The organism is Nitratireductor pacificus pht-3B, assembly GCF_000300335.1.
GTDB lineage: Bacteria > Pseudomonadota > Alphaproteobacteria > Rhizobiales > Rhizobiaceae > Nitratireductor > Nitratireductor pacificus.
Genome location: NZ_AMRM01000014.1, coordinates 60,127 through 81,947 on the forward strand (window position 1 = coordinate 60,127; position 21,821 = coordinate 81,947).

The following is a 21,821-nucleotide window of genomic DNA, read 5'->3' on the forward strand; positions in this document are numbered from 1 at the left end:
CAGGACCCTATGCTTCCTCGGCGGGTCTCGAGCCCAGGCGCTCGCTGATCTCGCGCCGGGCGGCATCGGTGGCGCGCACCGTCATCGTGACGCTGCCGTCGTCATTGTCGGAGCGCTCCGTCACGTCGCCATTCCGATAGACCCAGTCGAGCAGCGGCATCTGCGCTGGCGTCAGGGAGATGGTGATCGCCTTGACGACACCCGATATCCGCGCCTCCACCTGGGCCAGAAGCGCGTCGATCCCTTCGCCGGTGACGGCGGAGACCGCCAGGGGCGCCTCCGCTCCCCGCGTACCGTCGAGAAGCGCCCGGCGCTTCTCCGCGTCGAGATTGTCGATCTTGTTCCACACTTCCAGCACGTGCTTCTTGTCGGCCACGTCGACGCCGAGATCGCCGAGGATCTCTTCGACATCCGCCGCCTGCGCGCTGGAAGCGGGATCGGAGATATCGCGCAGGTGGATCACCAGATCGGCTTCGATGACCTCTTCCAGCGTCGCCCGGAAAGCGGCGACGAGATGGGTCGGCAGATCCGAGATGAAGCCCACCGTGTCGGACAGGATGATGGTCGTGCCGTGCGGCAGCTGCACCCGCCGCAGCGTCGGGTCGAGCGTTGCGAACAGCATGTCCTCGGCCATCACCGCGGCACCGGTCAGCCGGTTGAACAGCGTGGATTTTCCGGCATTGGTGTAGCCGACGATGGCGACGATCGGGAACGGAACCTTGCGCCGCTTGGACCGGTGCAGATCGCGCGTGCGGCGCACCGTTTCCAGCTCGCGCTTCAGGCGCACGATGCGGTCCTGCAGCAGCCGGCGGTCGGCCTCGATCTGCGTTTCGCCCGGGCCGCCCATGAAGCCGCCGCCGCCGCGCTGCCGTTCCAGGTGGGTCCAGCTCCGCACCAGCCGGCCGCGCTGGTATTCGAGATGCGCCAGTTCGACCTGCAGGCGCCCTTCCTTCGTGCGCGCCCGCCTGCCGAAGATCTCGAGGATCAGGCCGGTCCGGTCGAGCACCTTGGCGTTCAGCGCCTTTTCGAGATTGCGCTGCTGCACTGGCGTCAGCGGATGATCGATGATGACCACTTCGATCTCGGCCTCGGCGACGCGCGCGGCGAGATCGTCGAGCTTGCCGGTGCCGATGAGCGTCGCCGGGCGCGGCGTGCCGACCGGGATGATCTCCGCGGAAACCACCTGGAGGTCGATCGCCTCGGCAAGCCCTACGGCTTCTTCCGAGCGTGCTTCCGGCGAGCGCGCCGGCGTGGTGCCGCTTTCTGCAGCGCGCCGGTCCGCGGCAAGCACAGGCGAAACGACGAAAGCGCGCGTCGCCACGGCGCCGCGCGTCCCGCTGTCGTCGGTCTGCCCCCTGCCCTCAGGCTTGCGTGGCTGGGTCAATCAGGATTCCCGAGCGCCTTCCTCTGCATCGTACAGCTGCACGGGCTGGCTCGGCATGATTGTCGAGATCGCATGCTTGTAGACGAGCTGCGAGTGCCCGTCGCGACGCAGAAGCACGCAGAAATTATCGAAGGATGTGACAATGCCCGTCAGTTTGACGCCGTTGATGAGAAAGATCGTCAACGGGTTCTTGCTCTTGCGAACGGTGTTCAGGAACAGGTCCTGCAAATTTTGTGATCGTTCCGCCATTTCTTGGTCTTTCACCCATTCGCTGCCGTCAAGGCAGCCAGTAGCGCAAATATCACCCGCCTCTGTCAAGAAATCCAATGACAGAAGTCGCGTGCGCGTTTGACGCCGGTTTTCCTTGCTCGTGTTGAGCCGCTACCATGTCCGTTGGTTAACAGGTAGGACTTTTTTCCGCAATTGCAAAAAACGCTTCGCGCAGGGAGCGTGCAATCGAGCCGGGATGTCCGTTCGCGATGGCCTTGCCGTCGATGCTGATCACGGGCGTGACGACGGAGGTGGCGCTGGTGACGAAGGCTTCGCGCGCCGCCTGCGCCTCCTCCACCGTGAAATGCCGCTCCTCGACCTTCAGGTCATGCTCGGCGGCGATCCTCATGACGGTGGCGCGCGTGATGCCGCGCAAAATGCCGAAATCGGCCGGGTGCGTGACCAGAACGCCGTCCTTGCTGACGATCCAGGCATTGGTCGAGGCGCCTTCCTTCACCGTGCCGTCGGGATCGACGAACCAGGCTTCCTGCGCGCCTGCATCCACCGCCGCCTGCCGCGCCAGGACGTTCGGCAGAAGGCCGATCGTCTTGATATCGACCCGCTCCCAGCGGTTCTCCGGGACGGTGATGACCGCCATGCCCTTCTCGGCCTTTCGCGCCGAAACGCGCGGATCCGTGCGCTTCGCCGTCACCACCAGCGCCGGCCGCACGGGCTTCGTCGGGAAAGCATGGTCGCGCGGCGAAACGCCGCGCGTCACCTGCAGATAGACCAGGCCATTGCGGACGTGGTTGCGCCGGATGACCTCCCGCATGACGAGTTCGAGCGCGCTGCGCTCCAGCGGCCAGCCCATGCGCAACTCGCTCAGCGAGCGGTCGAGCCGGTCGAGATGCCCCTTCATGTCGATGATGAAGCCACGCGCGATCTCGCACACCTCGTAGACGCCGTCGGCCAGCTGATAGCCGCGATCCTCCACATGGACGACGGCGTCGGCGTGGCGAACGTAGCGCCCATTCACATAGGCAATGCGTGGCATCTGGACTCTCCGTGCTGGTGAATGCCGCGCCCTGTTCCAGGCGGCAAGGCAAGAATGATGACTGCATTCTTTTGCAGGGGTGCGACGTGCATTTCAAGCCGCCGCGCAAACTGGCTCAAAAGAATTCGAGGCTGACCCGGAACATCTGCTCCACCTGCCGGACCGCGCTCTCGAGAGCGAAGATCACCACCCGGTCCTTCGGCTTGATCCTGAGCGAGCCGCTGGGCTTGATCACCGCGCCGTCGCGATAGACCGCGCCGATGCGCATCCCGTCGGGAAATTCCACTTCGGAGAGCGGCGGCCCGACCAGAGGCGAGGTCTCCAGCGCCTCGGCCTCGATCACCTCGGCAGCTCCCCGCTGGATGTTGTGGACCGCGCGGATGCGCCCCCTCCGGACATGCTGCAGCACCTTCGAGATGGTCACCGAACGCGGGTTCACATGCGCGTCGATGCCCAGCGTCTTGGCGAAATCATGATAGGTCGGGTTGTTGATCAGAACCAGGTTCGATCGGCAGCCGAGTCGCTTCGCGATGACGCTCGACAGGATATTGACCTGGTCGTCATTGGTCAGCGCCACCATCAGGTCGGCATGCTGGATATCTGCCTCGAGGAGCAGCTTCTGGTCGAGCGCGCTGCCATGGAGCACCACCGTGCGGCGCAGCTTGTCGGCCAGCGCCACGGCGCGCTCGCGCGTGTTCTCGATGATCTTGACCTTGGTACGGCTCTGCTTCTTCTCCATGGTCCGCGCCACGAACAGGCCGATATTGCCGCCGCCGGCAATGACAATGCGCGTCGCTTCCCGTTCCTCGTGCCCGAACAGGCCCAGCGTCCGGCGCACCTGCTCGCGGGTCGTCACCACATAGGCAAGGTCGCCGGCGATGAGCTGGTCACCCGAATGGGGGATGAACAGCTTTCCGTCGCGCCACACGCCGACCACGGTCGACGGCAGATCGGGGAAAAGCTCGGTCAGCTGCGCCAGAGGCGTGTTGATGACCGGGCATTCCTCAAGACATTCGATCGCCACCATCAGCACATGGTCGTCGGCGAAGCGCACCACGTCGGTGGCGCCCGGCAGCGCGATGCGCCGCATCACCATCTCGCCGACCTCGACCTCTGGCGAGATGATCACGTCGATCGGCAGGTGATCGCGCGAGAACAGATCCATGTAATGGGCCTGCAGATAGGATTGCGAGCGGATGCGGGCGATCTTGGTGGGCACGTTGAACAGCGAATGCGCCACCTGGCAGGCCACCATGTTGACCTCGTCGAACAGGGTGACGGCGATGATCATGTCCGCTTCGCTGGCGCCGGCCTGCGCCAGCACGTCGGGATGCGCGCCATGGCCGACGAAACCACGCACGTCGAGCGTGTCGCGTACGGCCCGGATCAGCTCCGGTGAGGTATCGATCACCGAGACATCGTTCTGCTCGGCGGCGAGACGCTCCGCAATGCCGTGGCCGACCTGGCCCGCACCGCAAATAATGACCTTCATCGTCCACTCCTGCCCTGTCGAGGGGTCCTGGCAACGGCTCTGCTCTATCGCTTTTCCGAGGGGAAGGGAACAGGCGCGATGAGCGCCCGCCCTACCCTAAACCCCCAGCGACTTCAGCTTGCGGTGCAGGGCCGAGCGTTCCATGCCGACGAATTCCGCGGTGCGGGAAATGTTGCCGCCGAAGCGGTTGATCTGCGCCAGCAGATACTCCTTCTCGAACATTTCGCGCGCCTCGCGCAGCGGCAGCGCCATGATGTGCTGATCCGACTGGGTCGGGAGCCGCGGCATCACATCGCCGATCTCCGCCGGCAGAAGGTCTGCCGTGATCGGCGTGTCGGGCCCGTCGCCGCGCGTCAGGATCATCAGCCGCTCGATGTTGTTGCGCAGCTGCCGGACATTGCCCGGCCAGTTGTGCGCCTGCAGCACCGCCATCGCGTCGTTGCCAAGCGGCCGCGGCTTGATGCCCGCCTGCTCGGCGATCTGCTGCATGAAGTGATTGACCAGGAGCGGAATGTCCTCGCGCCGTTCGGCAAGCGGCGGCACGCCGACCGGAACGACCGCCAGCCGGTGGAACAGATCTTCCCGGAAACCGCCCTCGGCGATCAGCGATTCGACGTTCTGCGCCGTCGAGGAGATGATCCGCACGTCCACCTTGACGCGCCGCGTTCCCCCGACCCGTTCGAACTGCTGGTCGACCAGGACGCGCAGGATCTTGCTCTGCGTGCCGAGCGGCATGTCGGCGATCTCGTCGAGATAGAGGACGCCGCCATGCGCCTCCTCCAATGCGCCGACCTTGCGTTCGTGACCGTTCGATTCGGTGCCGAACAGCTCGATCTCCATGCGTTCCGGCGTGATCGTCGCCGCGTTCAGGGCGACGAAGGGGCCGTTCTTCCGCAGCGAGGCGGCGTGGATGGCGCGCGCCACCAGCTCCTTGCCCGATCCGGAGGGCCCCATCAGCATGATGCGGCTGTTGTTCGGCGCGACCCGCTCGATGGTCTGGCGCAGATGGTTCAGCGCCGCCGACTGGCCGACGAGGTCGAACGAATCGCCGCTGCGCTTTTTCAGGTCCGTCATCTCGCGCCGGAGCTTGGAGATCTCCAGCGCCCGCTCGCAGATCAGGATCAGCCGGTCGGTTTTGAACGGTTTCTCGATGAAATCATAGGCGCCGCGCTTGATGGCCGAGACGGCGGTCTCGATGTTGCCGTGCCCGGAGATCATCACCACCGGCATGTCCGGGTGCATCTCCTTGATCTTGTCGAGCAGGGCCAGGCCGTCGAGCGTCGATCCCTGCAGCCAGATGTCGAGCAGGATCAGGCGCGGCGCGCGCTCGGAGATCGCCGCGAGGGCGCTGTCGCTGTCATGGGCGGTGCGCGCCTCATGGCCCTCGTCGCTGAGGATTCCCGCGACGAGCTCGCGGATGTCTTCCTCGTCGTCTACGATCAGGATGTCGGACGCCATGGCTTACCTTTTTATCGTCTCTGTGCCGCCCTGGGCCGGCGCGTCGGCCGGCCGGGTGGCGGGAAGGATTATCCGGATCATCGCACCGACGCCCCGGTGGAAATCGGCCGGCGCATCGTGCAGTTCCAGCCGTCCGCCGTGGTCCTCGACGATCTTCTTGACGATAGCGAGGCCAAGGCCCGTGCCTTTCTCGCGCGTCGTCATATAGGGTTCGAGCAGGCGCTGCCGGTTCTCGCGCGGCAATCCCTTGCCGTTGTCGATGACATCCACCTGGATGAAACGGTCGTCGCGACGCGCCACGACGCGGATCGCGCCGTTCTGGCCGTGCGTTTTCTCCGTCGCCTCGATGGCCTCGGCGGCATTCTTGATGACGTTTCCGAAGGCCTGCCCGATCAGGCGCGCATCGAACCGTCCCATCAGGGGCGTGTCGGAAAAATCGCGCTCGAAGGCGATCTCGTTGCGCGCCACCTCGACCAGGAACGACGCCTCGCGCAGCGGCTCGCGGAGATCCAGCAGCTGGATGTCCGGCTTCGGCATGCGGGCGAAGGCCGAGAACTCGTCAACCATGCGGCCGATATCGCCGACCTGCCGGATGATCGTGTCGGTGCACTGGTCGAAGATCTCCCGGTCCTGCTCGATCACCTTGCCGAAGCGGCGGCGGATACGCTCCGCCGAAAGCTGGATCGGGGTCAGCGGGTTCTTGATCTCGTGCGCGATGCGGCGCGCGACGTCCGCCCAGGCCATGGAGCGCTGCGCCTGCATCAGGTCCGTGATGTCGTCGACGGTCACCACATAGGAGTGCTCGTCCGTATCGTTGACCCCCTCCTCGGTGGTGATCTGGATGTTGAACGTGCGTTCGGCGCCGGCGCGGAAGAAGGCCACCTGTTCTCGGTAGACCGGACGGCCCGACTTGCGCCCGGCCTCGAACACGCGGCCGACATGCGGCAGGACGCTCGACAGGTTCTTCGCGACCGCGTTGCGCGCCGGGATCGCCAGCATGGCCTCCGCCGACCGGTTCACCATCGCCACGGTGCCGTGCGCATCGACGCCGATGACGCCGGCGGTGACGCCCGAAAGCACGGCCTCGGTGAAACGCCGGCGCTCGTCGATCACGTCCTTCGCGGCGATCAACTCGTCGCGCTGCGACTTGAGCTGCTGGGTCATCTTGTTGAATGTGTCGCCCAGAAGGCCGACATCGCCATCCGACGAACGGACGGGAACCGAAACATCGAGATTGCCCGTCGAAACGTCTCCGGCGGCACCGATCAGCTGGCGGATCGGCCGCACCAGGCGGTCCGCGACCGCGATGCCCGTCCAGATCGCAGCCAGCACGATGGCGAGCGTCACCACCAGATAGAGGAGCGCGAAAGCGAGCTGCGTGTTGCCGCGATTGTCCTCCAGCGAGCGGTACTCGTCCGTGTTGGTCCGCACGATCTGCCGCGCCTTCAGGACATCCGGGTCGAGAAGCGCGCCCGTGTAGAGATAGGCGTCCGGGATCTCCTGCAGCTTGTAGACGGCTGTCACCAGGTTGGTTCCGCCGATCTCGTTGAAGGCGATCTCCGCATTGTCCGCCGTGCCGATCGCCGCCCGGTCCGGCCGCGGCAACGGAATATCCTCCGGCATCTGCGCGCTCATGATGACGGAACCGTCGGCGCGCACCAGCTCCGCATCGGCCAGTCCGCGCAGGGCCGCCTGCCGGGTCATGAAGTCGCGGAATCCGTAGCGGTCGAGATTGTACAGCGTGCGCGCCTGATCGAGGCGCACGGCCATGCTCTCCGTGGTCACCTGCAGGCTGCGGGCGTTCTGCTGCACATAGGCATCGGCGATCGAAAGCGACGAATAGATGATCACCTTGGTGCGGATCTCGAACCAGCGGTCGAGGCCGAGTTCGAGAGTCACCGAGGCGATGACGGCGACGAGGATCGCCGGGATCGCCGCCACCAGCGAGAACATCGCGATGATGCGCACATGCAGCCGCGACGCCGCCCTGCGGCCCTTGCGGCTCTTGTAGATGCGGAAGGCCTCGGCGCAAATGAGCCCGAACAAGAGTAGGATGAAGCCCAGATTGATGGCGATCAGCAGGAGCGTCGTGCCGGAATCCGGTGTCAGCGGCGTGAGGCCGAGCAGCACCGTGAACGACACCACGGCGGTGACCAGCGCCCCGACCGCCGCGCCGATGCCCAGGTAAAGCGAGGGCGACCGGCCGTTTCTGACCGGCGACGCCGCTGCAAGCGGCTGTATTGTCGAACTCTCTGACAAGCTGACCATCACTCCGGCATCTGCGCTCGCGAACTGGACTCAGAAGATGTTGCATATATGCAACGACTGTAGCGTACAGGCAACACTTCATTCGTCAAACATTGCGGCAATGCTGGGGCAGAGTGGGAATTCACGCGGCAATCGAGGCCTGAAGCAAGGCGTTCGACATCATTTCGCCCCGAACATGCTTTTTCTGATCTCAGGCGGGATGGGCGGCATATCGGAGAGGACATCAGCATGAGGCGCATATCGTGAACCGCGCCGGTTCGACGCGGCGCGCGGCAGGCCTTGCCGTGACGTTTCTGGCGCTTGCCGGCTGCACGCAGGGCGTGGATGCCATCGCCACCGCTTCCCTCACCCCCAAGCCGCTCCGCTATTCGCAGAAGGAACGCGAATGCATGGAGCGGGCCATGTTCTTCGAATCCAACCGCTCGAGCCGCGATGGGCTGGTGGCTGTCGGCACGGTGGTGATGAACCGGGTGGCCTCGGAAGCGTTCCCCGACACGGTCTGCGGTGTCGTCGGCCAGAAAGGCCAGTTCGCGCCGGGCGTCATGAGCCGGCCGATGAACTCGAAGGCCCTGCCCGACGTGCAGGCGGCCGCCGACGCCGTGCTGCGGGGTGAACGCCATCCCGGCGTGCAGCAGTCGAAATTCTTCCACACCGCCGGCCTGACATTTCCCTACAGGAACATGCACTATGTGCTGGTTGCCGGCGGCAACGCCTTCTACGAGAAGCGTCCCCGCAATCAGGTGACGCAGCGTGTGCAGCCACCACCGATCGAAAGGACCGCCGCAGCAATGGGAAAAGCCACGCCGTCCACCGCTCTTTCCTACGAAGCTCCGCCTGACACCGCCGATCCGATCGGAGCAATGATCCTCGACGGTACCGCCGCTCGCGCCGAATAGAGCATTTTGCAGTCAGGTGGAATCACCTGACGTCCGCATAAATGCGGAAAAACAACGAGATAGAGCGGTTCATTGTCTCCATCGAACGATGAACCGCTCTGGATGCTGGGCGGCCCTCAGTTCGCTCCGCGATAGATGTTGACGCCATATTCGCGGATCTTCTTGCGCAGCGTGTTTCGGTTGAGCCCGAGAAGATCGGCGGCTTTCAGCTGGTTGCCGCCGGTCGCCGTCAGCGCAGCGATGAGGAGCGGTTGCTCGACTTCGGCAAGAACCCGCTGGTAGAGACCGGCCGGCGGCAATTGCTCGCCGAACCGCGCGAAATAATGCTGCAGATGCCGCTCGACCGACTGTTCCAGAGATCCCTCCTCGACCGGAACCTCGGCATCGCCGTCGCGCAGCGAGCCGGCGGCGCGCAGTTCCTGCTCGATCACCTCCGCCGATATCTCGTCCTGCGGGTAGAGCGCCGCCAGGCGGCGCACCAGATTCTCCAGTTCGCGCACATTGCCTGGCCAGCGATAATGCTTCATCCGCATCAGCCCCTCGGCGCTGATGCGCTTCGACGGCAGTCCCTCCTTCTCAGCGCGTGCGAAGAAGTGCCGCGCCAGATCGGGAATGTCCTCCGCCCGTTCGCGCAGCGGCGGCAGGCGCAGCGGCACCACGTTGAGCCGGTAGAACAGGTCCTCGCGAAACATGCCCTGGTCGATCAGCCCGCGCGGATCCTTGTTGGTCGCCGCGACGATGCGCACGTCGGTGCGGATCGGCGTGCGCCCGCCCACGGTCGTGTATTCGCCCTGTTGCAGGACGCGCAGGAGGCGGGTCTGCGCCTCCATCGGCATGTCGCCGATCTCGTCGAGAAACAGCGTGCCGCCCTCGGCCTGCTCGAAACGGCCGAAGGAGCGCGCCTGGGCGCCGGTGAATGCGCCCTTCTCGTGGCCGAACAGTTCTGACTCGATCAGGTCGCGCGGGATCGCCGCCATGTTGATGGCAACGAACGGTCCCTTGCGCCGGCGCCCATACTCATGGAGCGCGCGCGCCACCAGTTCCTTGCCGGTTCCCGACTCGCCGCTGATCATCACCGTCAGGTCGGTCTGCATCATGCGCGCCAGCAGCCGGTAGATCTCCTGCATTGCCGCCGACCGGCCGATCAGCGGCAGGGCGTCGGGCGCTTCCGGGTTCGCGGTCTCACGATGACCGGCTTTCGGCTCGGCCAGCGCCCGGCCGACGATGTTGACCAGCTCCGTCAGGTCGAAGGGCTTCGGCAGGTAGTCATAGGCTCCCACTTCCGAGGCGCGGATTGCCGTCATGAAGGTGTTTTGGGCGCTCATGGCGATGACCGGCAGGTCGGGCCGCGCCTTGCGGATGCGCGGCAGGAGGTCGAAGGCGTTGCCGTCCGGCATGACCACATCGGTGATCACCAGATCCCCCTCGCCCGCCGAAACCCAGCGCCACAGCGTCTCAACGTTGGATGTGACGCGCACCTCGTGCCCGGCGCGCGACAGCGCCTGGTTCAGAACGGTGCGGATCGCCGCATCGTCGTCGGCGACCAGAATGCTGCCGCTTCTCATGATGCCGTTTCCTCTTCCTGCCCGTAGGAGAAGCCGCTCGCCCCGCGCCAGGCCGGCATGAGGATGCGGAACATGGTGCCGCGCTGGCCGGAGGATTCGCACTCGATCACCCCGCCATGCGCCCCGACGATCTTCGCCACCAGCGCAAGACCGAGGCCGGACCCGTTCTGCTTGGAGGTGACGAAGGGATCGAAGATGATCGGCCGCATGTCTTCCGGCACGCCCAGCCCGTTGTCGTGAACGCAGAATTCGAGCGGCAGCGCCACCCGGTCGGGGGAACCTGGAACGGAGAGCCGGATGCCGGGCCGAAACGCCGTGGTGAGGCGGATCTCGCCGTCTGCCCGGTCGCCGATCGCCTCGGCGGCGTTCTTCACCAGGTTGAGGAACACCTGCACGAGCTGGTCGCGATTGGCCCAGACTGCAGGCAGCGAGGGATCGTAGTCCTCGACGATGGTCACCTTGCGGGCAAAGCCGTTGCGGGCGGCGGCCTTCACGTGGTCGAGGACGAGATGGATGTTGATCGGCGCGCGCTCGACCGGCCGTTCGTCGGAAAAGACCTCCATCCGGTCGACCAGAGCGACAATGCGGTCGGTCTCATCGGTGATCAGCCGCGTCAGCGCCCGGTCCTCGTCCGTCACCGCGTGTTCGAGCAGCTGGGCGGCGCCTCTGATGCCGGACAGCGGGTTCTTGATCTCATGCGCCAGCATGGCGGCAAGCCCCGTGACCGAGCGCGCCGCGCCGCGGTGCACCATCTGCCGGTCGATCTTGTCGGCCATCGAGCGCTCCTGCAGAAGAAGAGCGACGGCGCCCGGCACTTCGGAAACAGGCGCCGCGTGAATATCCACCATGCGCTCCGGCCCGAGGCGCGGCGAGGAAATGTCGACGCGGTACTCGTTGATCGCCACGCGCTGCGCCCGCACCTGTTCGACGAGCGCGACCAGCGGACTGCCGAAGGGCACGAAATCGGACAACCGGCTGCGCGCCAGGATCGTCGCACCAGACCGGAAGAAATCCTCCGCTTCGGCATTCGCCTGGACGATGAATCCATCGCTGTCGATCATCACCACGGGATGGCGCAGCGTGTTCAGGAGAAGCTGCGCGGTGGCCGAGGCCGATCCATCCGACATCTGCACGGTCATGCGGCCAGAACACCTTTCCCGGCATCGAGAGCCGCTCGTATGCCGGCGATCACCGCGCGATGATCCGTTCCCGTCATGATCGCCTTGCGCTCGTCCGCTTCGAGCGGAGGCGCGTGACGGTCGAGATACCAGCCCAGATGCTTGCGGGCATGGCGCAGGCCCTGGTCGATGCCGTAGAGCGAGAGCATCGCCTCGTAGTGATCGACGACGTAATCGGCCATCGCCTCCGGCCGCAGGTCGCGGCCAGAGGCGATGGCCCCTGCCGCCCATGGCGCTCCATAATGCGCCCGGCCGACCATGATCGCGTCGGCGCCAGACTGGTCGAGGATCGTCGCAGCGTCCCCGGCGTCCATCACATCGCCATTCGCCACCACGGGGATGCCGACCGCCTGTTTGACGGCGGCGATGGCCGGCCAGTCCGCGCGTCCCTTGTAGAACTGGCAGCGCGTGCGGCCGTGGACCGTTACCATCGCGACACCGGCGTCCTCGGCGCGCCGCGCGATCTCCGGCGCGTTGAGCGTCGTCTCGTCCCAGCCGAGCCGCATCTTCACCGTCACGGGAACGGTGACCGCCCCGACGACAGCCTCGATCAGCGAAAGCGCGTGATCTGGCGCGCGCATCAGTGCCGAACCGCAATAGCCGCCCGTCACCTTCTTGGCCGGGCATCCCATGTTGATGTCGATGATGTCGGCGCCGGCATCGGCGGCGATCCGCGCCGCCTCCGCCATCCAGCGCGCCTCGCGCCCCGCAAGCTGCACCATGTGCACGTCGATGTCGGGCCGACGCATCCGCCGGGCCGATTCGGCGCGGCCCTTCGCCAGTTCCCCGCTCGCCACCATCTCGGAGACAACGAGTCCTGCCCCATGCGCATGCGCGCGCTGGCGGAAGGCGATGTCGGTGACGCCGGACAGCGGCGCCAGGAACACGCGGTTGCGGATGGTCACAGGCCCCAGCGAAAGCGGTTTCCGCAGCGTCTCGAACCCGTCATTGCTTAAAATTGAAGCAGGAGCATTCATTGCTTATTCTTTAGACATTTCCCGGCCGCCCCGCAACCGGCTTTTCGCTTCGGCGACGCGATCAGCAAATTCGACTGGCCTTTCGCCGCGCCTGTTATTATGCGTCTGGCCTATGGACAAGCAGATGACACGGCAGGATCGGATCACCGGGGGCCGAGCGGGAGAGGTCGCCGCGGTGATCGTCGCCGCGGGACGCGGCGAGCGGGCCGGCCAATCCGCCGAGGGACCGAAACAGTACCGCCTCATCGGCGGCAAGCCGGTGCTGCGCCATACGCTGGAAACCTTTCTGGCCGATCCCCGCATCGGCCGCGTCGTGGTCGCGATCCACCCCGATGACGAAGCGCTTTTCGCCGAAGCCGCAGCCGGCCTGACCGACCGGGTGATCGCGCTGCATGGCGGCGCGTCGCGCCAGGCCTCGACCCGGCTCGCACTGCTGGCGTTACACGATCCCGCGCCGCAAACGGTGCTGATCCATGACGGCGTCCGCCCGTTCATCGACGGCGAGTTGATCGACCGCATCATCCGTGCGGTGGAGGAAGGAAAGGGCGCACTGCCCGCCCTCCCCGTCGCCGAAACGCTGAAGCGCGCCGGCCCCGGCGGCACCATCGAGGAAACGGTTCCCCGCCACGACCTGCATGCGGCCCAGACCCCGCAGGGCTTTCCCTTCGCCCTGATCGCGGCAGCCCATGACCGGGCCTTCCACCAGGGGCGCGACGACTTCACCGACGACGCGGCGATCGCCGAATGGGCGCGCATTCCCGTCCGCATCGTCGCCGGTTCCGTCGACAACATCAAGCTCACCTGGGCGCGCGACATCGCTCTTGCCGACCAGCGCCTCAATCGAGCGGCGCTCTTCCCCGATGTGCGCACGGGCAACGGCTATGACGTGCACTCCTTCACCGAAGGCGACGCGGTCATTCTGTGCGGCGTGCGCATTCCCTACACAAAGCGCCTTTCGGGCCATTCGGACGCCGATGTCGGCCTGCATGCGCTGACCGACGCGCTGCTCGCCACCTGCGGCGCCGGCGATATCGGCACGCATTTCCCGCCTTCCGACCCGCAATGGAAGGGCGCGGCCTCGCATATCTTCCTGGAGCATGCCGCAAGGATCGTCCGCGAGGCCGGCGGCCGCATCGCCAATGCGGACGTCACGCTGATCTGCGAGGCGCCGAAGGTTGGGCCGCACCGCGCCGCGATGACGGCGGCGCTGGCCACGATGCTCGGCATTGCCGAAGGCCGCATCTCGATCAAGGCGACGACCAACGAGAAGCTGGGCTTCATCGGCCGCGAGGAAGGCATCGCCGCCATCGCCACGGCCAGCGTCATCTATCCCGGCGAGGTGCCGGCGTGAGCGGAGCCAAAAACCTCGCCAGCGCGGTGCTGGCCGTCTGCGAGGAACGCGGGCTGCTGCTGGCGACCGCCGAATCCTGCACCGGCGGCATGATCGCCGCAGCACTCACCGACATCGCCGGCTCCTCCTCGGTGGTCGACCGGGGTTTCGTCACCTATTCCAACGCGGCGAAGACAGAGATGCTCGGCGTTCAGACCGCCACGCTCGACGCCCATGGCGCGGTGTCTGCGGAGACCGCGCGGGAAATGGCCGCCGGCGCGCTGGCAAGGTCGGCCGCAGGCATCGCCATCGCTGTGACCGGCATCGCCGGACCGGGAGGCGGTTCGGCGGAAAAGCCGGTCGGCCTCGTGTGGTTCGGCTTGGCGCTGGAGGGCCATGAGGTGGTTGCCGAAAACCGGCTCTTTACCGGGCTGGACCGCGCCGGCGTTCGCGCCGCCACGGTCGATTCGGCGCTGCGGATGGTTCTCGATGCCTTGAAGGCGGGCTAGACGTTTTTCTAGCGTCGGCGACCACACCAACGTTCCGGCATGGATCCTTGGGTCAAGCCCGAGGATGACGAGTGATGGACAGGGCAATGCCGATCACCACCCTTGCATCAGCTTGCCGATCAACAACGCCGCCCGTGCAATTCGTCATCCTCGGGCTTGACCCGAGGATCCATGCCTGACTGGAAAAGGCCGAACGCCAGCGCCCCGCCCGCAACCGCGTCAATCGTCAAGCAGCGGTGCCGTAGACCAAATCGGCCCGCCGCTCGAAGGCCTCGGAAAACATCCGGAACGCCCGGTCGAACATGGCGCCCATCACCATGCCGAGCATGCGGCTCTTGAATTCGTACTCGATGAAGAAATGGATGTCGCAGGCGCCCTCGCCCGCAGGCTCGAAGCGCCATTCATTCTTCAGGAAGCGGAACGGCCCATCGACATAGCGCACGTCGATGGCGCAGTCGGCGGGCTTCAGGGTCACCTGGCTGGTAAAAGTCTCGCGCAACGCCTTGTAGCCGACCGTCATGTCAGCCACGAGCAGCGTCACCCCCTCGCGCTCCTTGCGTGTGCGCACCGTGAGCGCTTCGCACATCGGCACGAATTCCGGATATTTTTCCACATCCGCCACCAGCGCGAACATCTGGTCCGGCGCGTGGGCGACGCGGCGTACGGTCTCGAATTTCGGCATCGAGGCGATCAGGCCGACTTGAGACGCGCCTCGCGCGCAGCCTGCATCTTGGCGAAGTCCTCGCCGGCGTGATGCGACGAACGCGTCAGCGGGCTGGAAGAGACCATCAGGAAGCCCTTGGTGTAGGCGACGGTCTCGTAGGACTTGAATTCCTCCGGCGTAACGAACTTCTTCACCGGGTGATGCTTGCGGGTCGGCTGCAGATACTGGCCAATGGTCATGAAATCCACGTCGGCGGCGCGCAGATCGTCCATCAGCTGCAGCACCTCGTTGCGCTCCTCGCCGAGCCCCACCATGATGCCCGACTTGGTGAACATGGTCGGATCCAGTTCCTTCACCTGCTGCAGGAGCCGCATCGAGTGGAAATAGCGCGCCCCGGGACGCACGGTCAGATAGTTCGACGGTACCGTTTCCAGATTGTGGTTGAAGACATCCGGCTTGGCCGCCACCACCACCTCGAGCGCACCGGGCTTGCGCAGGAAGTCAGGCGTCAGGATCTCGATGGTCGTGCCGGGTGACGAGGCACGGATGGCGCCGATCACGTCGGCAAAGTGCTGCGCGCCGCCATCGGCCAGGTCGTCGCGGTCGACCGAGGTGATGACGACATGCTTCAGGCCCATCTCGCGCACTGCCTTGGCTACGTTCTCCGGCTCGTTCATGTCCACCGGGCCGGGAATGCCGGTCGCGACGTTGCAGAAGGCGCAGGCGCGGGTGCAGATCTCGCCGAGGATCATGAAGGTGGCGTGCTTCTTGTCCCAGCACTCGCCGATGTTCGGGCAGCCCGCCTCCTCGCAGACCGTGACGAGCTTGTGCGACTTCACGATCTCGCGCGTTTCCAGATAGCCTTTCGACGTCGGTGCCTTGACGCGGATCCACTCCGGCTTGCGCAGCACCTCCTGATCGGGCCGGTGCGCCTTTTCGGGGTGCCGCAGGCGCGGCTTGTTGCTGACGGTATCGAGAACGGTGACCATGTTTGTCCTATCGCGTCCGGCGGGATTCCGAACGGCCAAAAATCCACAGGATCAGGATCGCGCCGAGGATGGCGACCACCAGATTGCCCAGAAAGCCATAAAACGAGACGCCGACCAGCCCCGCCAGCGTGCCGCCGACGAAGGAGCCGGCGATGCCGACGAGGATGTTGGTGAGGAAACCATGGTCGCGGTTCATCGTCTTCTCGGCCACGTAACCGGCAAGAAAGCCGATCAAGAGAAGGCCGAAGAAGCCGACGCCCGGCATGCCCATGATTCCAAAATCCTGTTCCATCGGGTCGGTCCTCGTTTCGCGTTCCCCCGCATATAGTCCAGAACGGCGCGGGGAAACAGGGGGAAGCCCCTTACGCGTTCAACGTACGCCCATAGGCGTCGAGCACGCTCTCCTTCATCATTTCCGACAGCGTCGGATGCGGGAAGACCGTGTGCATCAGCTCCTCCTCGGTCGTCTCCAGGTTCATGGCGACGACAAAACCCTGGATGAGCTCGGTCACCTCGGCGCCGATCATGTGCGCGCCGAGCAGTTCGCCGGTCTTCTTGTCGAAGATCGTCTTGACGAACCCCTGATCCTCGCCGAGCGCGATGGCCTTGCCGTTGGCGGCGAACTGGAAGCGGCCGACGCGGATCTCGCGGCCGGCGGCCTTCGCCTTCTCCTCCGTCAGGCCGACGGACGCCACCTGCGGCTGGCAATAGGTGCAGCCCGGAATCAGCCCCTTGTCGAGGCCGTGGACGCCCGGCACGCCGGCGATCTTCTCGATGCAGATGACGCCCTCATGCTCCGCCTTGTGCGCCAGCATGGGCGGGCCGGCGACGTCGCCGATGGCATAGAGGCCGGCGACATTGGTCCGGCCGTAGCCATCGACCACGACGCAGCCGCGATCCGTCTTCACGCCGAGCTTCTCGAGGCCGAGATTCTCGATATTGCCCTGCACGCCGACGGCCGAAATCAGCTTCTCGGCGGAGATCTTCTCGACCTTGCCGTCCTTGCCCTCGACATGGGCCGTGATGCCGTCCTTGGTCTTCTCGACCTTCGTCACCTTGGAATCGAGGTGGAACTTGATGCCCTGCTTCTCGAACTGCCGCTTGGCGAATTTTGACACCTCGGCATCCTCGACCGGCAGGATCTGCGGCATCAGCTCGACCACGGTCACCTCGGCGCCCATGGTGCGGTAGAAGGAGGCGAACTCCATGCCGATTGCGCCCGATCCCATGACGACGAGCGATTTGGGCATCGCCTTCGGCACCATCGCCTCAAAGTAGGTCCAGATCTTCTCGCCGTCCGGCTCGATGCCCGGCAGCGCGCGCGGCCGCGCACCGGTGGCGAGGATGACATGCTTGGCGGTGTAGGTTCCCGCCCCTTTGGCGCCCTTGGGTTCCGGCGGCTGCGGCTGCATCGCCTTCTTCGAGGAAGAAGAGACGACGACCTCGCCCGGCTTGGAAAGCTTCGCCTCGCCCCAGATGACGTCCACCTTGTTCTTCTTCATCAGGAAGCCGACGCCGCCGTTCAGCCTGAGAGAAACCTTGCGGGAGCGGTCGACCACGGCGGCCACGTCGGCCGAGACCTTGCCCTCGATGGTCAGGCCGTAATCCTTGCCGTTCTCGGCATAGTGCTTGATCTCCGCCGAGCGCAGCAGAGCCTTGGTCGGGATGCAGCCCCAATTGAGGCAGATGCCGCCCAGATGCTCCCGCTCGACGATGGCCGTCTTCAGGCCAAGCTGCGCTGCGCGTACGGCCGTGACATAGCCGCCGGGACCGGATCCGATGATGATGACGTCGTAATTTTCAGCCACGGCTGGTCTCTCCTTTGGTCAATCACGCTTCAAGGCGCGCCGCCGGCGCGCCTTGCAAAAAAACTTCACGCCTGCCGCGCGGCCCTCAGGCCGAATGCCACGAGCAGCAGGAAAACGCCGTTCGACAGCAGCTCGATGGCAAGCAGGATGCCGAGGACGGCAGCAGCGGCCCAAGGCATTTCCGCTAGGATCATCACGCCGAGCACCAGCGAGATCAGCCCCGACACGAGCACCCAGACCCAGCCGGAGATCGGCCGGAGCGAGAACGCATACATCAGTTTGACCACGCCCAGAACCAGGAACATGATCGCCACCAGGACCGTCAGCGAGACGATGCCGGCGCCGGGCCGCACCAGAATGGAAATGCCGACGGCCAGAGTCACCACGCCTAGAAGCAGCGACCACAGGAAGCCGGACCAGCCGCGGACGCGGAACGCCTGGATGATCTGCAATACGCCGAACAGGACGAAGGTCCAGGCGGCGAGAAGGGCTGCCGTCAGGGTCGCCGCGAAGGGATTGGCAAGCGCCAGAATGCCGCCGATGAGCGAGATCGCGCCGAGCAGCGCGAGCCAGCCCCAGGATGCGTGGATGGATTGAGTCCCGACAGTGTTGGTCATGATCATTCCTCCTTGGTCAAAGTTCCAGAATGTCTCTGACGATCGGCGCCAACCCCGCGCCGATGGCGCGCGTGTTGTCGGCGTCGAGGTGCAATCCGTCGATCGGGCTGGGCCGCGCCACGGTGGCCGCATCGAAGAACCCGCAGGAAACCTCTTCGCAAAGCTGCCGGTACAAGCCGGCGAGCTTGGTGGTCTCATGAAGCGCATCCGCAAACACCGCGTCGGCCTGCGGATCCTCGCTTGGGCCGCGCGCGGGCGGCGCGACGACAAGGACCGCCGGCGCGGGCTGCCCCATTGGATAGTCGTGCCGCCGCACGATATCGACCAGCCGCCGCATCCCCTGCCACGCGCCGAAGGCGCTGCCGCAGATGTAGGATTTCATGTCGTTGGACCCGAGCAGCAGGATCACCAGGTCGAGCGGCGCATGGCTGGTCAGCAGGGTCGGCAGGAGGCGGGCGCCGTTGCGGTCGGCGCCCGAAAGGTGATCGTCATAGGCTGTCGTGCGGCCGTTCAGCCCCTCGGCGATGACGCGGACGCCGCTGCCGAGCGCGTCCTGGAGAACGCTCGGCCAGCGATCCTCGTAGGCGTGCCTTGCGGGACCGACGGGATCGTACCCCCATGTCAGCGAATCGCCGTAGCACAGGATGGTCTTCATGCCGTCGTTCCCGGAACCATCGCCTGTCCCCGTCTACACCAGCATGGCGAACGGATTCTCGATCACCTGCTTGAAGGCGGCCAGCAGCTCGGCGCCGAGCGCGCCGTCCACCGCCCGGTGATCCGTAGACAGCGTCACCGACATGATGGTGGCGGCCACCACCGCGCCATCCTTCACAACCGCCCGCTGCTCGCCGGCGCCGACCGCAAGGATCGTCGCATGCGGCGGGTTGATGACGGCGGCGAAATCCTTGATCCCGAACATGCCGAGATTGGACACCGCCGTCGTACCGCCCTGGTATTCCTCGGGCTTCAGTTTGCGGTTGCGTGCCCTTGCCGCCAAGTCCTTCATCTCGTTGGAGATGACCGACAGGGTTTTTTCATCGGCGCGGCGCACGATCGGCGTGATCAGGCCGCCCGGGATCGACACCGCAACGCCCACATCGGCGTGGCTGTGCTTCACCATGGCGCTCTCCGTCCACGAGACGTTCGCGTCGGGAACCGCCATCAGCGCCTTGGCCATCGCCTTGATGATCATGTCGTTGACCGAGAGCTTGTAGGCCGGCTTGTCGCCGCCCTCGCCCTTGATCACCGGCGCCGCATCGTTGAGCTGCTTGCGCAGGGTCAGCAGCGCGTCGATCTCGCAGTCGAGCGTCAGGTAGAAATGCGGAATGGTGGACTTCGCCTCGACGAGACGGCGGGCGATGGTCTTGCGCATGCCGTCATGCGGCACCAGCTCGTAGGAGCCTTCCTCGAACAGCTTTAGCACGGCCTCGTCGGACATCGGCTTGACCGATGCGGGGGCGCCGGCGGCAGGCGTCGTGGCCTTTGCCGCTCCCCCACCCTTCGCCGCGGCCTCGATGTCGGCCTTGACGATCCGCCCCTTCGGTCCCGAACCGGACACGCCGGCGAGATCAAGTCCGGCGTCCTTCGCCAGGCGGCGTGCAAGCGGCGAGGCGAAGACGCGCTCGCCCGATCCGCCAGAAGGCTTGGGCGTCGGCTCCGTGCCCGGGCCGTCATTGTTGACCGGGCTGGCCTTCGCCTCCTGCTGCGGCGCGGCGGCCGGCTTCTCGGCAGCAGCGCCGCCATTGGCGGCGGCCTTCGCCGCATCGCCCACATCCTCGCCTTCGGCGGCGAGCACGGCGATCAGCGCGTTGACCTTCACGCCTTCAGTGCCGGCCGGCACGACCAGCTTGGCGACGGTGCCCTCGTCGACGGCTTCCACTTCCATGGTCGCCTTGTCGGTCTCGATCTCGGCGATGACATCGCCCGGCGCGACGCTGTCGCCTTCCTTGACCAGCCATTTGGCGAGGTTGCCCTCCTCCATGGTCGGCGAGAGGGCGGGCATGGTGATTTGGATCGGCATGATGTCCTCCCGCTCAGGTCCGATAGGTGACGGCCTTCACCGCCTCGACGACTTCCGCCACGTTGGGAAGCGCCAGCTTCTCCAGATTGGCGGCATAGGGCATCGGCACATCCTTGCCGGCGACCGTGATGACCGGCGCATCGAGATGGTCGAAGGCCCGCTGCATCACCTGGCTGGCGATATGCGCGCCAACGGAGGATTGCGGGAACCCTTCCTCGACCGTCACCAGCCGGTTGGTCTTCTTGACGGACTCGATCACCGTGTCGAGGTCCATCGGCCGGATGGTGCGCAGGTCGATCACCTCCACGTCGATGCCGGCGCCCGCCAGTTCCTCGGCCGCCTTGACCGCATAGGTCATGCCGATGCCGAAGGAGACGATGGTGGCGTCCTTGCCCTGTTTGTGAATGCGCGCCTTGCCGATCGGCAGCACGAAATCGTCGAGCTTCGGCACGTCGAAACTCTGGCCGTAGAGAATCTCGTTCTCGAGGAAGATGACCGGGTTCGGATCGCGGATCGCCGCCTTGAGCAGGCCCTTCGCGTCCGCTGCCGTGTAGGGCATCACCACCTTGAGACCCGGAATGTGGCCGTACCAGGCGGCGTAGCACTGCGAATGCTGCGCGGCGACGCGGGCAGCCGCGCCGTTCGGTCCGCGGAAGACGACGGGCGCGCCCATCTGGCCGCCGGCCATGTACAGGGTCTTCGCCGCCGAATTGACGATCTGGTCGATCGCCTGCATGGCGAAGTTGAACGTCATGAATTCGACGATCGGCTTCAGGCCGGCAAACGCCGCGCCGACGCCGATGCCGGCAAAGCCGTGCTCGGTGATCGGCGTATCGACGACGCGCTTGTCGCCGAATTCCTGCAGCAGGCCCTGGGTCACCTTGTAGGCGCCCTGATACTCGGCCACCTCCTCGCCCATGACGAAAACGCTCTCGTCGCTGCGCATCTCCTCGGCCATCGCGTCACGAAGCGCCTCGCGCACCGTGGTCGACACCATCTCGGTGCCCTCGGGAATGTCCGGGTCGGCGGTGGCCTCCACCTTCGGCGCGGCCGGCACCTTGGCGGTCTCGGCCTTCGGAGCCTCCGCCTCGGAAGCGGCGGGCACTTCGGCGGCCGGCTTCGCCGCCCCCTTGGTGAGATCGGCATCGGTCTCGCCGTCCGCGAGCAGAAGCGCGATCGGCGTGTTCACCTTGACGCCCTCGGTTCCCTCGGAGATCAGCAGCTTTCCGATGGTTCCTTCATCGACGGCTTCCACTTCCATGGTCGCCTTGTCGGTCTCGATCTCGGCGATGACGTCGCCGGGGGCGACGCTGTCACCCTCCTTCTTGAGCCATTTCGACAGATTGCCCTCTTCCATCGTCGGCGAGAGCGCGGGCATGAGAATTTCTACTGGCATGTCGGC

General features: G+C 65.6%; 19 protein-coding genes and 1 pseudogene. 3 read left to right on the plus strand and 17 right to left on the minus strand.

The genetic code is table 11. The features are described 5' to 3' along the window. Nucleotides 1-7: 7 nt before the first annotated feature. The 6 genes from hflX to NA2_RS13320 all read right to left on the minus strand — a co-directional run bounded on the left by hflX (nucleotide 8) and on the right by NA2_RS13320 (nucleotide 7,866). Entirely contained in the window at nucleotides 8-1,384 is a 1,377-nt protein-coding gene (hflX, locus tag NA2_RS13295) for a GTPase HflX (RefSeq protein WP_008597485.1), read from the minus strand. Further along, nucleotides 1,385-1,633 carry an RNA chaperone Hfq gene (gene hfq / locus NA2_RS13300; RefSeq protein WP_008597486.1) on the minus strand — a complete coding sequence of 83 codons (249 nt, stop codon included), beginning with the start codon at nucleotides 1,631-1,633 and terminating at the stop codon, nucleotides 1,385-1,387. A 148-nt stretch (nucleotides 1,634-1,781) separates the two neighbouring features. Beyond that, nucleotides 1,782-2,648, minus strand: a complete 867-nt coding sequence (locus tag NA2_RS13305; protein WP_008597487.1) for a D-amino-acid transaminase — start codon at nucleotides 2,646-2,648, stop codon at nucleotides 1,782-1,784. Nucleotides 2,649-2,763: 115 nt separating this feature from the next. Then, the gene (trkA, locus tag NA2_RS13310; protein ID WP_008597488.1) at nucleotides 2,764-4,140 is read right to left on the minus strand and encodes a Trk system potassium transporter TrkA; all 1,377 of its coding nucleotides are present in this window, start codon (nucleotides 4,138-4,140) and stop codon (nucleotides 2,764-2,766) included. A gap of 96 nt (nucleotides 4,141-4,236) precedes the next feature. Next, nucleotides 4,237-5,598, minus strand: coding sequence for a nitrogen assimilation response regulator NtrX (gene ntrX, locus NA2_RS13315; RefSeq protein ID WP_008597489.1), 1,362 nt, complete (start codon nucleotides 5,596-5,598; stop codon nucleotides 4,237-4,239). Between the two features lie 3 nt (nucleotides 5,599-5,601). After that, nucleotides 5,602-7,866: a sensor histidine kinase NtrY-like gene (locus NA2_RS13320; RefSeq protein ID WP_008597490.1), complete on the minus strand. Its 2,265-nt coding sequence runs from the start codon at nucleotides 7,864-7,866 to the stop codon at nucleotides 5,602-5,604. Nucleotides 7,867-8,240: 374 nt separating this feature from the next. On the opposite strand from NA2_RS13320, the pseudogene NA2_RS13325 reads away from it, so the two are divergent. Then, nucleotides 8,241-8,601 (plus strand): annotated as a pseudogene (locus NA2_RS13325) (cell wall hydrolase); the annotation flags it as partial. Nucleotides 8,602-8,878: 277 nt separating this feature from the next. Here NA2_RS13325 and ntrC read toward each other — a convergent pair. From ntrC to dusB, 3 genes are read right to left on the minus strand one after another with little or no spacing between them, the layout of a single operon-like run. Next, nucleotides 8,879-10,327 carry a nitrogen regulation protein NR(I) gene (gene ntrC, locus NA2_RS13330; RefSeq protein ID WP_008597492.1) on the minus strand — a complete coding sequence of 483 codons (1,449 nt, stop codon included), beginning with the start codon at nucleotides 10,325-10,327 and terminating at the stop codon, nucleotides 8,879-8,881. Beyond that, nucleotides 10,324-11,466, minus strand: a complete 1,143-nt coding sequence (locus NA2_RS13335) for a two-component system sensor histidine kinase NtrB (protein ID WP_008597493.1) — start codon at nucleotides 11,464-11,466, stop codon at nucleotides 10,324-10,326. Before NA2_RS13335 ends, ntrC begins: the two co-directional genes overlap by 4 nt. Then, a complete protein-coding gene (gene dusB, locus NA2_RS13340) occupies nucleotides 11,463-12,482 on the minus strand; it encodes a tRNA dihydrouridine synthase DusB (protein ID WP_051011645.1) in 1,020 nt (339 codons plus the stop codon). Before dusB ends, NA2_RS13335 begins: the two co-directional genes overlap by 4 nt. A 124-nt stretch (nucleotides 12,483-12,606) precedes the next feature. Between dusB and NA2_RS13345 the strand changes: the two genes are divergently transcribed. Beyond that, the gene (locus NA2_RS13345; protein ID WP_040677886.1) at nucleotides 12,607-13,833 is read left to right on the plus strand and encodes a bifunctional 2-C-methyl-D-erythritol 4-phosphate cytidylyltransferase/2-C-methyl-D-erythritol 2,4-cyclodiphosphate synthase; all 1,227 of its coding nucleotides are present in this window, start codon (nucleotides 12,607-12,609) and stop codon (nucleotides 13,831-13,833) included. After that, entirely contained in the window at nucleotides 13,830-14,321 is a 492-nt protein-coding gene (locus NA2_RS13350) for a CinA family protein (protein WP_008597496.1), read from the plus strand. The genes NA2_RS13345 and NA2_RS13350 overlap by 4 nt, the downstream gene beginning before the upstream one ends. Before the next feature lie 226 nt (nucleotides 14,322-14,547). Here the strand turns inward: NA2_RS13350 and NA2_RS13355 are convergent, their stop codons facing one another. The 8 genes from NA2_RS13355 to NA2_RS13390 form a co-directional block, all read right to left on the minus strand. After that, nucleotides 14,548-15,003: a type II toxin-antitoxin system RatA family toxin gene (locus NA2_RS13355; protein ID WP_008597497.1), complete on the minus strand. Its 456-nt coding sequence runs from the start codon at nucleotides 15,001-15,003 to the stop codon at nucleotides 14,548-14,550. Between the two features lie 8 nt (nucleotides 15,004-15,011). Then, a complete protein-coding gene (gene lipA, locus NA2_RS13360; RefSeq protein ID WP_008597498.1) occupies nucleotides 15,012-15,974 on the minus strand; it encodes a lipoyl synthase in 963 nt (320 codons plus the stop codon). A gap of 7 nt (nucleotides 15,975-15,981) precedes the next feature. Next, on the minus strand, nucleotides 15,982-16,266 hold the full coding sequence (locus NA2_RS13365) for a GlsB/YeaQ/YmgE family stress response membrane protein (RefSeq protein WP_008597499.1): 285 nt from the start codon (nucleotides 16,264-16,266) through the stop codon (nucleotides 15,982-15,984). Nucleotides 16,267-16,336: 70 nt separating this feature from the next. Then, entirely contained in the window at nucleotides 16,337-17,782 is a 1,446-nt protein-coding gene (lpdA, locus tag NA2_RS13370) for a dihydrolipoyl dehydrogenase (RefSeq protein ID WP_008597500.1), read from the minus strand. Between the two features lie 65 nt (nucleotides 17,783-17,847). Continuing rightward, a complete protein-coding gene (locus NA2_RS13375) occupies nucleotides 17,848-18,399 on the minus strand; it encodes an HdeD family acid-resistance protein (protein WP_040677889.1) in 552 nt (183 codons plus the stop codon). A gap of 16 nt (nucleotides 18,400-18,415) precedes the next feature. Beyond that, complete coding sequence (locus NA2_RS13380; RefSeq protein WP_008597502.1) at nucleotides 18,416-19,054, minus strand: SGNH/GDSL hydrolase family protein; 639 nt, start codon at nucleotides 19,052-19,054, stop codon at nucleotides 18,416-18,418. Nucleotides 19,055-19,087: 33 nt separating this feature from the next. Beyond that, nucleotides 19,088-20,419, minus strand: a complete 1,332-nt coding sequence (locus NA2_RS13385; protein WP_008597503.1) for a pyruvate dehydrogenase complex dihydrolipoamide acetyltransferase — start codon at nucleotides 20,417-20,419, stop codon at nucleotides 19,088-19,090. 13 nt (nucleotides 20,420-20,432) lie between these two features. Next, nucleotides 20,433-21,815: a pyruvate dehydrogenase complex E1 component subunit beta gene (locus tag NA2_RS13390; RefSeq protein WP_008597504.1), complete on the minus strand. Its 1,383-nt coding sequence runs from the start codon at nucleotides 21,813-21,815 to the stop codon at nucleotides 20,433-20,435. Nucleotides 21,816-21,821 lie beyond the last annotated feature (6 nt).